The sequence below is a fragment of the Autumnicola patrickiae genome, from assembly GCF_031846525.1.
Classification (GTDB): Bacteria; Bacteroidota; Bacteroidia; order Flavobacteriales; family Flavobacteriaceae; genus Autumnicola; species Autumnicola patrickiae.
In genome coordinates, this window is the sequence record NZ_JAVRHM010000001.1 from 318,699 (window position 1) to 331,040 (window position 12,342).

Genomic DNA, 12,342 nt, shown 5'->3' on the forward strand with positions numbered 1-12,342 from the left:
AAGATTTGATGTTAACTGAAGTATTGCTGAAGTGCCAGCATCCATTCCCTCTCATAATATCGTACAATAGATATCACGATTACCCCTGCAATTACATAAGCCCAGCTAAATTTTTCTGTTTTCATCATATAGGCACCAATGGCCACAAATATCGCGTAGGGAATACTTAGCACGAGATTTGGCCAAAGCCAGGCACCTCCAAAAATGGCAATTATCTTCATAATAATATAAAAGATGCTATAGAAGAAAATGATTTTTGAAATTAGAACGAGGTTTCGTCTGGACATTAATCGTTGTAATTTTCCGGGGAAATCCGGCGTTGGGAAACAGTTTCAAATTTTTTGGCCCAGTTAAGCAATTGCTGTTCCTCGAAAGGCCTCGCAAATATTGTAAGTCCGCGTGGCGCTCCATCTTCACCATAACCCATAGGAACGGTGATTGCGGGATATTGTGCAACCGCCGCATAACCGGCATGGTAATTATTGATGGAAATTACACCATCCAGGTTATGCTCCTGCATAGGAACATCAAAAAAGGCCCTTCCGTTGATTCTTAGCGTGTCTTTAACCGCAGCAAACTCTTCCTGGGTAGCAGAATCCTGCATAATTCCTTCGAACAAAGACTGCCCATAAGGTGCCCGTTCCATAGAATCCTGAGCGTTGTAACGGTATACATCCTCTACGCTTGCAACGTCTAACTCTCCGCCATAATTCTGAAAATAAGCAGGAAGATCTTTCTTCATATCCAGGTTTAGCAGTCGCAGGAAATTTGGTAATTCAATTTCCTCCGCTTCAAATTCTATGACTACTGCCCCGGCATTTTTAAGATCATTTACTGCACGAACGTACAAGGAATCTTCCATTAATCCGCGGATGGCACCAAACCTTTTTCCTTCCAGTGAAGAATTTTCCAGCGAAGTATAATAATCTGAAACAGCGGGAGCCTCTTTTGTAACCGGATCTTGCGGATCTTTCCCTGCCATTGCTGAAAGTAAAATGGCATTGTCCACAACCGACTTTGTAATAGGACCCGGAGTATCAAGCGTACTGGAAATTGGAATAATTCCGCTACGGCTTAAAACTCCAATTGTGGGTTTTAAACCTACCACTGAATTTTGACTGGAAGGTGACAATATAGATCCTGATGTTTCTGAACCTACCGCAACGGGAGCCAGATTTGCCGCTACAGCCACTGCGCTTCCCGAACTTGAGCCTCCGGTGTCCAGAATTTTTCTTCCGTAGGGATTAAGGGTTTGCCCTCCAACTGCCGAATAGCCACTGGGACATTCTCCGCAGAAGAAATAAGCCCATTCACTCAGGTTTGCTTTTCCCAGAATTAAAGCGCCGTTTTTCTTCAGTTTTTCGACTATAAAAGCATCGCCGGTTATGTTTTTCTGAAGAGCCACCGCACCAGCAGTAGTCGGCATATCTTCAGTATTGATATTATCCTTTAAAAGCACCGGAATGCCGAAAATTGGATGTTTTTGACCATCATTTGTAGCCTGATCTTTAGCCCTGGCTTCTTCCAGAAGATTCGGATTTAGGAAAATGACCGAATTTAACGACCGATTATTATTTCTATCGAACTTCTGAATCCGTTTTAGGTAAAAAAGTGCTAATTCTTCATAGGTAAGCTTTCCAGATTGGATTGCGTCCTGAATTTCAGGAATATTGCGATCAAAAATCAGTGGTTTTACTTCAGAATAACGTTCCTCAGAGAAATTTGACAATTCTTCAGCAAAAGGAGCCATAAGAGAGTCTTTGTTGATGAATTTCGAATCCAAAACTCTGTATTCTGGCTCTTCAGACTGACTTATAGTATCCTGAACAGGTTGTTCAGCTTCATTTTTCTTATTATCTGCACAGGAAAGTGCAAGAAAAGCCAAAAAAATTAAAATGATCTTTTTCATTAATTACTGTCTAAATGCAAAATTTAGCGGCACCTCAAAAATGGCAATTATCGACCTACTGTATTTATCTATTTAAAGAAAGAATCTACGAATTCGTACTTATTGAAAACCTGCAAATCTTCAACTCCCTCTCCTACTCCAATATATTTCACCGGAATCTGGAACTGATCGCTAATGCCGATAACCACTCCGCCTTTCGCAGTTCCATCAAGTTTGGTAACCGCAAGGGAAGTAACTTCTGTAGCCGCTGTGAATTGCTTGGCCTGTTCAAAAGCATTTTGACCGGTAGATCCATCTAAAACCAGCAAAACCTCGTGTGGAGCATCTGGAATCACCTTTTGCATCACACGTTTTACCTTGGATAGCTCTTTCATAAGGTTTACTTTATTGTGTAACCTCCCGGCGGTATCGATCAAAACGACATCTGCATTTTGCTTTACCCCTTCCTGAACCGAATCGTAAGCCACCGAAGCGGGATCGCTGCCCATGCTCTGCTTTACGATGGGAACACCCGTTCTGTCTGCCCAAATCTGAAGCTGGTCTATCGCCGCCGCTCTAAAAGTATCGGCCGCACCAAGGACAACTTTTTTCCCGGCACCTTTAAACTGGTGCGCGAGTTTACCTATGGTGGTTGTTTTTCCTACTCCGTTAACCCCCACGACCATTATCACGTAAGGCTTGGTATTTTCCGGAACATGAATTTCTGAAGCTTCGCCGCTATTGGTTTCAGAAAGAAGACCCGCAATTTCTTCACGCAGGATCTTATTAAGTTCATCGGTCCCCAAATACCTGTCGCGCGCAACACGCTCTTCTATTCTGTTTATAATCTTAATTGTAGTGGCCACACCAACATCGCTGCTTACCAAAATATCCTCAAGGTCATCCAGTACCTCCTCGTCCACCTTGGCCTTACCGGCAACAGCCTTACTCATCTTTGAGAAGAAGTTGCTTTTGGACTTTTCAAGTCCCTTATCCAGCGTTTCCTTCTTTTCCTTTGAAAAAATCTTCTTAAATAAACTCATTTCCTGGTAGGTTTAAAATCACGAAATTCCGGAAGAAAATTCCAGAACAGTAAGTGTAAATATAATCAAAAAGAAAAAGCCGTCCAGATTATATCGGGACGGCTTTTATTCTATACAACGGGAAACTTTCCGATTATTTTTTATTTAAAAAATCGCTTACGTCCTCAGGAGCCATTATCGCTTCAACAAATGTATAGGCACCTGTCTTTGGAGATTTAACCATTTTTATTGCTTTGGTTAATCTTTTTGTCCCTGTTTGGATTGATCCTACTGATTTCTTTGCCATGACTCAATTATTTAATTTCTTTATGAACAGTCATTTTCTTCAAGATAGGATTGAATTTCTTCAACTCTAATCTATCAGGGCTGTTCTTTTTGTTTTTGGTTGTGATATATCTTGAGGTTCCAGGTTTACCTGTTCCCTTGTGCTCTGTGCACTCTAATATAACCTGTACTCTATTGCCTTTCTTTGCCATTTCGTTCTGTTTTTTTGCTTAGGACTATTTTTTCATAAATCCTTTTTCTCTTGCCTCTTTAATTACAGCAGAGATGCCTTTTTTATTGATATTTTTAAGCGCAGATGTGGAAACTTTTAAAGTAACCCATCTATCCTCTTCAGGAATAAAAAAACGTTTTTTAACCAAATTGGCATTAAATCTACGCTTGGTCTTATTCATTGCATGAGAAACATTGTTCCCGACCATCGCCTTTTTACCTGTAAGTTCACAAACTCTTGACATTGCTCTATTCTTTAAACTCGTTATTTCAAAACAGGCTGCAAATTAACGATTTTTTTATATAACAGACAACCTAAAATAAAAATTATTTACAGGAAATATATCAGGAAATTTTCTCTATAAAAAAAACCTTTTACTCTAATTCACTCATTAAAGCTGCGCTAATTTCCTTAAAATCAATTCAAAAGATTTATTTACAGTTTTCTGAACCACCTGCTCCCTATTGTTTCCGAATACAAATTTTTTAGAATAAACACCATTTGGAGTGGCCAAACCTATAAAAACAGTACCTACATCGGCATCACTTTCGCCTTTTGTGGGGCCAGCGTTTCCTGTAGTTCCTATTGCATAATCAGATTTAAACATCTTTTTGGCATTAGATGCCATTGCTTCTGCAACTTCAGCACTTACTACACTATATTTTTCTATTATTTCCGGAGGTACATTCAATATCTCTTTTTTTGCCTGTGTCGCATAAGAAACAATACTGCCCTTAAAGCAGGTAGAAGCTCCCGGATTAAGTGTAAACTGCGCTGCCAGTGCCCCACCGGTGCAACTTTCTGCAGCAGAAAGGAACTGGTTTCGTGAAGAAAGTAATTTACTTATCGTCTCCTCAATATTATCATCTTCTGAAATCGAATCTGCTATAATATCTTCCAGTAAAGGATAAAGTTTCTCAAACTCTTTTTCTATAGAAAGTTTCAGTTCCTCTTCATTTTCCCCCTTGCCAGAAAGTCGCAACCTCACGGTGCCAAGGCCCGGGAGATAAGCAAGTTTTATAGCTTTTGGCAGGTTATCCTCCCATTCTTCAATTCGCTCTGCTATGGCGCTTTCTCCCAGCCCATAAGTCCGAATCGTTTTATGGTAAATAAATGGTCTGTTAAACTCCTCCTTTAACCTGGGAATAATTTCGCGCTCCATAAGTGCTTTCATTTCAAAAGGCACTCCCGGAACAGCGATAAAAACCGTTTTATCCTTCTTTAGCCATAAACCCGGTGCGGTACCGAATTTATTATGCAAAACTGTAGCTTTTGTAGGAACCATGGCCTGTTCCCGGTTTAAATCGGAAACCTGGGCATTCTCTATTTTTTCGAAGATTTTTTCGACGTTCTTTAAAACATCTTCATTAAGCTCCAGAACATCATCAAAATATTCACAAAGGCAATACTTAGTAAGATCGTCTTTGGTTGGACCAAGTCCCCCTGTTATAATTACAACCTCTGCCCTTGCCGCTGAATCTTTGAAGGTATGAAGAATATGCTCCTTCTCATCTTCAATAGAAATTATCTGATGAACAGCAATTCCTATCTTATTGAGCTCCTGTGCAATGTGCGCAGAATTGGTATCGACGATCTGCCCGATGAGGATTTCGTCTCCGATAGTTATTATTTCAGCCGTCATTAGAGGTTAAAATCGCGTTTTAAGGCGCTACTCGCCACATTTACTTTTTTTGAGATCATTGCTGCCGCTTCTGGTACTTCATCTTTCATCTTGCCTTCTTTGGACCATGCTTCTATAATACGAATCTGGTTCATCAAATTAAGTCCGAAAAGCTGAAGGTTTGGCTTCATTTTGTGCGCATATTGATATGCAAGACTTGAATTACCATTTGCGATTGCCTCGTTCATGGCTTCTACATCCGGAGGTAATTCTTCCAGAAAAGTTTGCACCACAACTTTCATAAAATCGTCATCGCCACCGGCCATTTCTTTAACTTCATCCAGGTTATAACTGCTCATTAGGCTATTTGATTTGGATTGAAAAAACCTGCTCATCTTCAATAAATCCTTTCAGTTTATCGTTTGGCTCCACTTTACCCACGCCTGCCGGGGTCCCTGTAAAAATAACATCCCCGATTTTAAGCGTAAAAAAGGTAGAAACATAGGCAATTAACTCATCAATTTTCCATAACATAAAAGAGGTATTGCCATTTTGAACAGTTTTTTCGTTCTTTAAAAGACTAAAGTTAAGATTATTTATATCTTTTATCTCATTTTTCGGCAACCATTTCTCGCCTATCACAGCTGCTCCATCAAAGGCTTTTGCTTTTTCCCAGGGCAGTCCTTTGCTTTTCAATTTCTGTTGAAGGTCCCGTGCGGTAAAATCTATTCCAAGTCCAATTTCGTTATAATATTTATGAGCAAACTTTTCCTGGATATGTTTTCCCACTCTATTAATTTTTACCAGGACTTCAACTTCATAATGGACATCATTAGAAAAGTCGGGGATAAAAAATGGTTGTTTCTTGAGTAGAATTGCTGTATCCGGCTTCTGAAAAATTACGGGATCTTCTGGCTTTTCATTTTTTAATTCTGAAATATGATCGGTGTAATTTCTTCCAATACAAATAATCTTCATATCTACAATGTGTTATAGACCCTTCAACTAAAGCGCTTTATATTCAAGGTTTACAGAAGAGCTGAAGGTGAATTATGAGAGCTTATTATTCAGCTTTCTAAGTTTTATCGCAGTAAGAACTTTTTTAGTGTACAGTGGAAAATCGGCATTTTGAATCCATCCAAAATAGCCTGGCTCTTCTTCCAGAACTTTTTCCACTCCTTTTCCTTTGTATTTTCCAAAAGCAAAAATTTCCTGGCCTTTTTTATCGTAGGTTATAAATCCGGCAAAATCGGCAAAACGCCTTCTTGCACTAAATCCAGCCAACCATTTAATATCATTGGTTAAATCGTCATACCTATCAAGCTGCGACTTTAGCACTTCGTAAGTGGCGTTAGTATCTGCCTGAGCACTATGTGCATCTTCAAGATTTTTTCCGCAGTAGAACTGGTAAGCTGCAGAAAGGGTGCGCTGTTCTTTTTTATGGAAAATAGTTTGTACATCTACTGCGAGCATATTTTTCATCTCAAAATCGACTCCTGCACGCAGCAATTCTTCAGCTAAAAGAGGAATATCGAATCTATTGGAATTGTACCCTCCCAAATCGCATCCCTTTATCATATCGTAAACCTGATTCGCCAGCTCTTTAAAAGTAGGCTCGTTTGCAATTTTTTCGTTGGAGATTCCATGAATAGCAATTACCTCTTCAGGAATTTCCATCTCGGGGTTTACAAGCCATGTTTTACTTTCTTTGTTTCCGTTTGGAAAAATTTTCAGAACGGCAATCTCTACGATCCTGTCCTTCACCAGATTGGTTCCTGTTGTTTCAAGATCGAAAAAACAGATAGGCTTGGTCAGATTTAACTCCATGAAAAATATTTTTTTCAAAGATACTTAAAAATGACCGCTTGAAAATATTTAATTGAAAAGTGCTTAGTACTTATAGATTAAAATTAAAAGAAGCCATGAAAATTTCATGGCTTCTTTTATTCCTTAATTATAGTTTTGAAGATTAGTCGGTAAATACGTCCCTGGAAGTCTGTACTATTGAATTAACAACATGTATTACTCCATTGGAAGCATCAATATCTGATTTAATAATTTGTGCACCACCAATAGTAATAACGCCTCCATTTGCCTCTGTATCAATAACAATTTCTTCTTCTGAAGAGGTTTCTATAGCCTGAGAACTATTAAAATCTACAGAGGAAACTTTATTTGGCAAAATATGCCTTTGAATAAATCTCCCCAACTGTGCCCTGTTATCAGGATCTGTTAACATATTGAACTGCTCAAGCGGCATTTCCTGAAAAGCTTCGTTTGTAGGGATAAACATTGTTACAGGCCCTGTACGATCCAATTTCATGTCGAGATTTGACATTTTTGCCAGTGCCGCAAAAGTTGAAAAGTTTTCATTCATTCCAATTAAAGTCGTGATATCGTGATCTTCCGAATCTGCATTTCCGAATAAATTATCATAATCCATATCGGCAGCCGGATACGGCAGTTCCCCCAAGGTATTTGTTGTTCTACCCTGTTCATAATTACCGTCAGACATGCCTCCTGTACTGGAAGCTCCACCGCACCCATAAAAGGATGTTCCGAGTATTGTAATAGTAGCTACTAAAATTGCTTTTAAAGAAATAGTTTTCATGTTTTATAATTTTTAGATTAATTCTTTTCTAATGCTCCCGTAAGAGCATGTAGTTATATCTATTATTAAGATACAGAACAGAAACCACCTTAAAAGACTATAAAACAAAAGTTTAACAGCAGATTTAAAATTTTATTATTTATTTATAATATGTGGGAAATGTATTAGCATTTATAAGACCAGATCAAATTTTCATTTTATATGAAACCTATATTGTTAATTGTAAAAATAGAGGAATAAAAAAGCCGCAGATTATTACCCGCGGCTTACTTAAAAATTATGTGCTTTTTATATTTCCCTGTCCTTGTCGAAATCTTCCAGATACTGTGCAACCCGCTGTACAAACTGCCCTCCCAGAGCACCATTTACAACACGATGGTCATAGCTGTGGGACAAAAACATTTTATGACGTATTCCTATAAAGTCACCATCTGGTGTTTCTATAACGGCAGGGACTTTTCTTATAGCACCCAGTGCAAGAATTGCTACCTGCGGCTGATTAATAATTGGAGTTCCCATGATGCTGCCGAACGTTCCCACATTGGTAACCGTATAAGTTCCGCCCTGGATTTCATCCGGTTTTAATTTGTTCATTTTCGCCCGGTTTGCCAAATCGTTAACCGCTTTTGCCATTCCAACCAGATTAAGTCTGTCGGCATTCTTGATTACCGGAACGATGAGATTGCCATCGGGAAGGGCTGCGGCCATCCCGAGGTTAATATTTTTCTTTTTGATCACCTTATCCCCGTCTACAGAAATATTGATCATTGGGAAATCGCGGATAGCTTTAGCTACGGCTTCCATAAAGATTGGAGTGAATGTCAGCTTTTCTCCTTCCCTTTTCAGAAAGTCAGCTTTATGTTTATTTCTCCAGTTCCAGATATTTGTAACGTCAACTTCGATGAATGACTGTACATGAGCAGACTTTTGCACGCTTTCTACCATGTGATGGGAAATCATTTTACCCATACGTGTCATCTCGATAATTTCATCTTCACCAGATCTTACCGCAGATTCCTGTTTTGCTACCGCAGATTCCAGACCGGAAGTTTCAATTTTTTGTCCTTTAGCTGCCGGTTTGGATGCCGCTGGTTTATTTGAACGGTTTTCCAGATAATCAAGAATATCATTTTTTGTTACCCTGTCGTCCTTTCCGGTTCCTTCTATTTGTTCAAGCTCCTCAAAATTAATTCCTTCTTCCTTTGCTATGTTTCTTACAAGTGGCGAGTAAAACCGGGAAGATTCAGAAAAATCCCCTGCTGAAGCTGCTTCTTTTGCCGTTTCAACACTAAATTCAACCTCCTCTACCAAAGCCTCCTCTTCTTCTGTAGGCTCGTCGTTATCGTCATCCTCAAACAAATCGTCATCATCTAGTTCTCCTTCAGTTTCTATTATAGCAATAGTTTGACCGACCTGCACCACATCATCAACTTCAAATAGCTTCTCCACCAGTTTCCCTTCTACCTCACTGGGAACCTCGCTATCAACCTTGTCTGTCGCAATTTCGATTACCGGTTCATCTGCCTCAATGGTATCACCAACTTCTTTTAACCAGCCAGTAATAGTTGCTTCAGCAACACTTTCGCCCATCTGAGGTAATTTAAGTTCGAATTTTGCCATATTTATATTTAAGAGATCTTTTTTATTGTTTCGTTTGCGAAATTAATGAAATTAAAGCTTTTTAAATATTAAAAAATCAATAAAATTAAAATGTACTGAAATTCTTCTTTTGAAAAATTACCTAACCTCTTCCCGTAAAATTACAATTTCAAAGGCTGAATCTAAAATGTACAGCAGGTTTTCCAGATGTCTAGCCAGAATATTTTATAATAAAATAATTAACCTTTCATGGAATTTTCAAAAGGAACCCTGTTCGTAATGCTTCTTCCAAGAGTAACCTCATCTGCATATTCCAGCTCATCACCCACCGAAATTCCGCGTGCGATCGTAGAAGTTTTTACCGGAATTTCCTCAAGCTGCCTGAAAATGTAAAAATTTGTAGTATCACCTTCAAGGGTGCTACTAAGGGCAAAAATAATTTCTTCGATTTTTCCTGTTTTTACTTTTTCTATAAGAGGTTTTATGGTAAGCTGTGAAGGGCCGATCCCGTCCATAGGACTAATTTTTCCTCCCAGAACATGGTAAAGTCCGCGGTACTGACTGGTGTTTTCAATAGCCATAACATCACGAATGTCTTCTACCACACAAACTATTTCGCTTATTCGATTTGGATTGGCACAAATATCACAAAGCTCTGTGTCACTAATGTTGAAACAATTTTTACACAATTTAATTTCAGATCGCAGCTTTTTTAATGCTCCGGCAAGTTGTTCAGTTTGAGATTCGGGTTGTTTTAAAAGATGTAAAACCAGTCTCAAGGCAGTTCGCTTCCCTATACCAGGTAGCTGGGACATTTCATCCACCGCCTGTTCCAGTAATTTTGAAGAAAAATCCATAGTGCGAATTTAGTTATTTTTCGTTGATCTTTGAATTCGGTTGAACCAGTTATAACAGAAGATATTTGATTCATTTTAATAATTTCCATTTAACTTCTTACGATCTTTAACTTCCTGCCGGAAATAACGCGAAATTTGTAAATTCGTCACCACAATATTTTTTCTATGCAGCCGTACCAGATTTTGCTTCTTATCGCCGGTTATTTTGGCGTTCTAATTCTGATATCCTATTTAACCAGCCGTGGAGGCTCTAATGCAGAATTTTTTAAGGCTAACCGTCAATCTCCATGGTACCTTGTGGCTTTTGGAATGATTGGTGCTTCGCTGAGTGGGGTTACTTTTATTTCTATTCCCGGCACTGTGGAGACGCAGGCTTTTAGCTATTTCCAAGTGGTTTTGGGCTATACTGTTGGCTATGCTATAATTGGATTAGTACTGCTCCCGCTGTATTACAGAATGAACCTTACCTCCATTTACACTTATTTGGAGAGCAGGTTTGGCCGATATTCCTACAAAACCGGATCTTCCTTTTTTCTTTTGTCCCGGGTTGTGGGCTCCAGCTTCAGGCTTTTTCTTGTGGCGAACGTTTTACAGCTCATCGTTTTTGATGCCATGGGAGTTCCGTTTTATGTGACTGTATCTATAACTATATTATTAATTTGGCTCTATACTTTTAAAAGCGGAATAAATACCATTGTATGGACAGATACGCTGCAGACTTTATTTATGCTGCTTGCCCTGGGGATTACCATTGTAGTAATTTCTGATGATTTAGGTTTCTCATCTGCGAACATTATTGGTTATTTATCTGAAAGTGAATATTCCAAGATGTTCTTCTTTGATGACTGGAGGAGCAGGGATTATTTTTTCAAGCAGTTTATTTCCGGAGCATTTATAGCGATTGTGATGACAGGTCTGGACCAGGACATGATGCAGAAAAATCTTACCTGCCGGAATTTAAAAGATGCTCAAAAAAATATGTTCTGGTTTACTCTGGTACTTACCGTGGTAAATTTCTTCTTCCTCGCTCTTGGTGTACTTTTAACAGATTACGCCGAGATCAATGGAATTAAAGAACGAAAAGATGATCTTTTTCCTGCCATTGCAACCAGTGGAGAGTTGGGAATAGGCGTTGCCATTTTCTTTATCCTTGGCCTCATTGCTGCAGCTTATTCCAGTGCAGACAGTGCTTTAACTTCTCTTACCACATCTTTTAGTATCGATATTTTAGATATCGAAAAAAAATATTCCGAAGAAAAACAGGTGAAGATAAGAAAGCTCATTCACGTCCTTATATCAGTTTTGTTAATCCTGGTGATGCTCATCTTTAAATATGCCATTGCAGACAAAAGTGTGATCAACAAACTTTTCGAATTTGCAGGATACACGTATGGACCTTTATTAGGTCTATACACCTACGGATTATTTACAAAATGGAATGTAAAAGATAAATTTGTTCCTGTGGTCGCCATCCTGTCCCCAATTTTATCTTACGTCATTAGCATGAATAGCCTGGTATGGTTTGGATTCGAGTTTGGTTTTTTTATCCTTATTCTAAATGGGCTGCTAACCTTCCTTGGTTTAGTATTGATTAGATCCAAGCATAACTAAAGTACACCCTACTTCTATTTCTATGTTGTTTTCCCGAAGGAGATCGTATAATTCCCGGTTTTCGGTTCCGGGGTTAAAAATTACCCGCTCCGGATTCAGGGAAAGTATATAATCGTAATAATCTGGTTGCCTTCTGGGATTTATATAGAGGGTTATAGTGTCTATATCTTCAAAAGGCAACATTTCCTTTTCAATCTTTACGCCAGCAACTTCGCCCTCCCGCAAACCTATGGCGACCGTAGGATGGTTGTATCCTGTTAAGCGGTTAATAGCCATAAATGAATATCTGGAAGGATTAGTAGATGCTCCTATTACAAGTGTTTTTTTCTTCATATCCTAAATTTAATATTTCTGTTATACTGTAACAAGTTTTAAATTATAAAGTCTTTATAATAGAACCGGTTTAATAATTTCTGGTCAGCTCTTTTTGATGGTTAGTGTTTTGCACCAGAAATTGTAATTAGCCCACATTTCTCATCGGGAATGTGGGTTTTTTAAAAATTACTGTAACAAAAAGACTTTTGCCTCGTCTTTATAATAGAGAAGGTTCTTTTTTGCAAAAGCTCTCATCAAGCTAATATGCAATACAAGGTATTTTCTATAACAATTAACCATC

The 12,342-nt window shown here is 38.6% G+C and carries 15 protein-coding genes; 1 reads left to right on the top strand and 14 read right to left on the bottom strand.

Going from position 1 to position 12,342, the window contains the following annotated elements:
- Positions 1-11 precede the first annotated feature (11 nt).
- The 13 genes from RM549_RS01450 to recR all read right to left on the bottom strand — a co-directional run bounded on the left by RM549_RS01450 (position 12) and on the right by recR (position 10,115).
- Positions 12-287, bottom strand: a complete 276-nt coding sequence (locus RM549_RS01450; protein ID WP_311679954.1) for a hypothetical protein — start codon at positions 285-287, stop codon at positions 12-14.
- Positions 287-1,909: an amidase family protein gene (locus RM549_RS01455; RefSeq protein ID WP_311679955.1), complete on the bottom strand. Its 1,623-nt coding sequence runs from the start codon at positions 1,907-1,909 to the stop codon at positions 287-289. The genes RM549_RS01450 and RM549_RS01455 overlap by 1 nt, the downstream gene beginning before the upstream one ends.
- 68 nt (positions 1,910-1,977) lie before the next feature.
- Positions 1,978-2,931 (bottom strand): signal recognition particle-docking protein FtsY, encoded by a 954-nt coding sequence (gene ftsY / locus RM549_RS01460; protein ID WP_311679957.1) that lies wholly within the window; start codon positions 2,929-2,931, stop codon positions 1,978-1,980.
- 133 nt (positions 2,932-3,064) lie between these two features.
- The gene (locus RM549_RS01465) at positions 3,065-3,217 is read right to left on the bottom strand and encodes a DUF4295 domain-containing protein (protein WP_311679959.1); all 153 of its coding nucleotides are present in this window, start codon (positions 3,215-3,217) and stop codon (positions 3,065-3,067) included.
- 7 nt (positions 3,218-3,224) lie between these two features.
- Positions 3,225-3,407 (bottom strand): 50S ribosomal protein L33, encoded by a 183-nt coding sequence (rpmG, locus tag RM549_RS01470; protein ID WP_311484496.1) that lies wholly within the window; start codon positions 3,405-3,407, stop codon positions 3,225-3,227.
- A gap of 24 nt (positions 3,408-3,431) precedes the next feature.
- Positions 3,432-3,671, bottom strand: a complete 240-nt coding sequence (gene rpmB / locus RM549_RS01475; RefSeq protein WP_311679961.1) for a 50S ribosomal protein L28 — start codon at positions 3,669-3,671, stop codon at positions 3,432-3,434.
- 147 nt (positions 3,672-3,818) lie between these two features.
- Positions 3,819-5,069, bottom strand: a complete 1,251-nt coding sequence (locus tag RM549_RS01480; protein WP_311679963.1) for a competence/damage-inducible protein A — start codon at positions 5,067-5,069, stop codon at positions 3,819-3,821.
- Complete coding sequence (locus RM549_RS01485) at positions 5,069-5,407, bottom strand: Hpt domain-containing protein (RefSeq protein ID WP_311679964.1); 339 nt, start codon at positions 5,405-5,407, stop codon at positions 5,069-5,071. Before RM549_RS01485 ends, RM549_RS01480 begins: the two co-directional genes overlap by 1 nt.
- 4 nt (positions 5,408-5,411) lie before the next feature.
- Positions 5,412-6,026, bottom strand: a complete 615-nt coding sequence (locus RM549_RS01490) for a fumarylacetoacetate hydrolase family protein (protein ID WP_311679965.1) — start codon at positions 6,024-6,026, stop codon at positions 5,412-5,414.
- A 72-nt stretch (positions 6,027-6,098) separates the two neighbouring features.
- Positions 6,099-6,875, bottom strand: a complete 777-nt coding sequence (locus RM549_RS01495; protein WP_311679967.1) for a 3'-5' exonuclease — start codon at positions 6,873-6,875, stop codon at positions 6,099-6,101.
- 142 nt (positions 6,876-7,017) lie between these two features.
- Positions 7,018-7,659, bottom strand: a complete 642-nt coding sequence (locus RM549_RS01500; protein WP_311679969.1) for a fasciclin domain-containing protein — start codon at positions 7,657-7,659, stop codon at positions 7,018-7,020.
- A 288-nt stretch (positions 7,660-7,947) separates the two neighbouring features.
- Positions 7,948-9,279, bottom strand: a complete 1,332-nt coding sequence (locus RM549_RS01505; protein WP_311679971.1) for a dihydrolipoamide acetyltransferase family protein — start codon at positions 9,277-9,279, stop codon at positions 7,948-7,950.
- Positions 9,280-9,497: 218 nt separating this feature from the next.
- A complete protein-coding gene (gene recR / locus RM549_RS01510) occupies positions 9,498-10,115 on the bottom strand; it encodes a recombination mediator RecR (RefSeq protein ID WP_311679973.1) in 618 nt (205 codons plus the stop codon).
- 165 nt (positions 10,116-10,280) lie between these two features.
- Between recR and RM549_RS01515 the strand changes: the two genes are divergently transcribed.
- Entirely contained in the window at positions 10,281-11,726 is a 1,446-nt protein-coding gene (locus tag RM549_RS01515; RefSeq protein WP_311679976.1) for a sodium:solute symporter, read from the top strand.
- On the opposite strand, the gene RM549_RS01520 is transcribed toward RM549_RS01515, so the two are convergent.
- Complete coding sequence (locus RM549_RS01520) at positions 11,697-12,059, bottom strand: CoA-binding protein (protein ID WP_311679978.1); 363 nt, start codon at positions 12,057-12,059, stop codon at positions 11,697-11,699. The two genes, RM549_RS01515 and RM549_RS01520, sit on opposite strands and share 30 nt — an antisense overlap.
- Positions 12,060-12,342: the final 283 nt, after the last annotated feature.

Bases quoted from the DNA above. Each gene is read 5' to 3' on its own strand.
- rpmB (WP_311679961.1), bottom strand. From the start codon at position 3,671: ATGTCAAGAGTTTGTGAACTTACAGGTAAAAAGGCGATGGTCGGGAAC.
- recR (WP_311679973.1), bottom strand. From the start codon at position 10,115: ATGGATTTTTCTTCAAAATTACTGGAACAGGCGGTGGATGAAATGTCC.
- RM549_RS01480 (WP_311679963.1), bottom strand. From the start codon at position 5,069: ATGACGGCTGAAATAATAACTATCGGAGACGAAATCCTCATCGGGCAG.
- RM549_RS01500 (WP_311679969.1), bottom strand. From the start codon at position 7,659: ATGAAAACTATTTCTTTAAAAGCAATTTTAGTAGCTACTATTACAATA.
- RM549_RS01465 (WP_311679959.1), bottom strand. From the start codon at position 3,217: ATGGCAAAGAAATCAGTAGGATCAATCCAAACAGGGACAAAAAGATTA.
- RM549_RS01450 (WP_311679954.1), bottom strand. From the start codon at position 287: ATGTCCAGACGAAACCTCGTTCTAATTTCAAAAATCATTTTCTTCTAT.
- RM549_RS01495 (WP_311679967.1), bottom strand. From the start codon at position 6,875: ATGGAGTTAAATCTGACCAAGCCTATCTGTTTTTTCGATCTTGAAACA.
- RM549_RS01505 (WP_311679971.1), bottom strand. From the start codon at position 9,279: ATGGCAAAATTCGAACTTAAATTACCTCAGATGGGCGAAAGTGTTGCT.
- RM549_RS01485 (WP_311679964.1), bottom strand. From the start codon at position 5,407: ATGAGCAGTTATAACCTGGATGAAGTTAAAGAAATGGCCGGTGGCGAT.
- rpmG (WP_311484496.1), bottom strand. From the start codon at position 3,407: ATGGCAAAGAAAGGCAATAGAGTACAGGTTATATTAGAGTGCACAGAG.
- RM549_RS01455 (WP_311679955.1), bottom strand. From the start codon at position 1,909: ATGAAAAAGATCATTTTAATTTTTTTGGCTTTTCTTGCACTTTCCTGT.
- ftsY (WP_311679957.1), bottom strand. From the start codon at position 2,931: ATGAGTTTATTTAAGAAGATTTTTTCAAAGGAAAAGAAGGAAACGCTG.
- RM549_RS01490 (WP_311679965.1), bottom strand. From the start codon at position 6,026: ATGAAGATTATTTGTATTGGAAGAAATTACACCGATCATATTTCAGAA.
- RM549_RS01515 (WP_311679976.1), top strand. From the start codon at position 10,281: ATGCAGCCGTACCAGATTTTGCTTCTTATCGCCGGTTATTTTGGCGTT.
- RM549_RS01520 (WP_311679978.1), bottom strand. From the start codon at position 12,059: ATGAAGAAAAAAACACTTGTAATAGGAGCATCTACTAATCCTTCCAGA.